Source organism: Rhizobium sp. P1_E1 (assembly GCF_056406015.1).
On the sequence record NZ_JBFUAY010000501.1, the window covers coordinates 1 to 1,335 of the forward strand.

Consider the following 1,335-nt stretch of genomic DNA (forward strand, 5'->3'; position numbering starts at 1 on the left):
GGAGAGTGCTGCGAGCTGCTCGACGGTGTAGATGTTGACCGCCTCCAGCTCCTTGATCTGGCTGGGTTTGAGATAGGGCCATTGCGCCAGCGGCGTGCCGGTCAGCTGCTCGCGGGCGGCCGCGCCTTCCTTGAAACGCTTGTAGGCGTCGGAAAAGCGCTGTTTGTCGTTCTCCGTCACCTCGCGATAGACTTCGGTGTGCTTGTCGCCGGAGATGAAGATGCGGACGAATTCCTTGTCGGCGAAGATCGGGCGGCCTTCCTTCTCCGTCAGAAAGGTCTGTTCGACCGGTTCGAGGCTGAAGGAGGCATAAATTCCGGTATTGTTGTCGGGCATTGTGCTGTCTCGCTGTTGATGGCGGGGAAATTGAAACGGGCGCCGAAGCGCCCGTGGTTTGCTTTGGGTTTAGTTCACCTTCGACAGGAAGGGACGCATCAGCGTCGCCTCGAGCACGCCCGTCGCGGTGATGGTGATACCAGTGCCGTTGGCGGTGGCGTTGGCCGAGAGCGTGATGCTCTGGACGACGCCATTCGGGCTGTAGGTGATGCCCGAGATGGTGGTTCCGCCCGCCATACCTGTGCCGGAAACGGCCGCACCGATGAACGGGCCGGAACCGGCGTTGAGGCCGGAAAGGCTCGTCAGCAGGGCGGAGCCGTTGACCGTGGTTGCGGCAAACGTCTGGTTGGCCGCCGCGAAGTTGACGTTGGCGATGGCCTTGGTGGTTGCCGTGGCAGAGGCCGGGGCACTCGCCTGGCCTGCCGTGGTGGTGGTTTCGGCAACGACGAGGGCCGCCGTTGCGGTTGCGACCTGCGACGGCGCCTGACCGTTGCGCTGCAGCCAGATGTAATAGGTGCCTGCTGCAAGCGTGATGGCGCCAACCGGGCCGCCGGTCAGCGTCGGGGGTTGGGCAGCGCCGGAGAAGACGCCGCAGCGCTGGCCGACGACGGCGGCCGCCGTGGTCAGCAGCGAGGCGACATAGTCCCTGGTCCACTGGAACCATTGGCCGGGCTGAAGGGTCGTCTGCGAGGCCAGCACCAGCTGGCAATAGACCCATTCGGATTCGCGATCCCCGCCGGCAACAGCGCCGAGGGAGAAGTTCGGGCCCGGAATACCGGAGCCGGAAACGATCGGGCCTTCGACGACGAACGGGTTCGCGCCAAGACGATCGGACTGGATTGTTGCGACCGACATTTGCTTTTCCTTTCGTTGACGATCAGGCGAACAACACGCCCTGCAGGAAGGCGTTGTTCATGGTGAGGTTGCCGGCGAAGCCCATCAGCTGCACGAAGGCGTCCTGGTTGGTGTTCATGCGCTCGTCGCCGATCGGAGCCATGT

Annotated in this window: 1 protein-coding gene and 2 pseudogenes; all 3 read right to left on the minus strand. The window is 63.7% G+C overall.

All coding sequences use genetic code 11. The features are described 5' to 3' along the window. Nucleotides 1-336 (minus strand): annotated as a pseudogene (locus AC1D1Z_RS37485) (hypothetical protein); the annotation flags it as partial. Nucleotides 337-405: 69 nt separating this feature from the next. Continuing rightward, nucleotides 406-1,191: a hypothetical protein gene (locus tag AC1D1Z_RS37490; protein WP_446965671.1), complete on the minus strand. Its 786-nt coding sequence runs from the start codon at nt 1,189-1,191 to the stop codon at nt 406-408. 22 nt (nt 1,192-1,213) lie between these two features. Beyond that, nucleotides 1,214-1,335, minus strand: a pseudogene (locus AC1D1Z_RS37495) (phage major capsid protein); the annotation flags it as partial.

Coding starts and splice junctions, on each gene's coding strand:
- AC1D1Z_RS37490 (WP_446965671.1), bottom strand. CDS start 1,191: ATGTCGGTCGCAACAATCCAGTCCGATCGTCTTGGCGCGAACCCGTTC.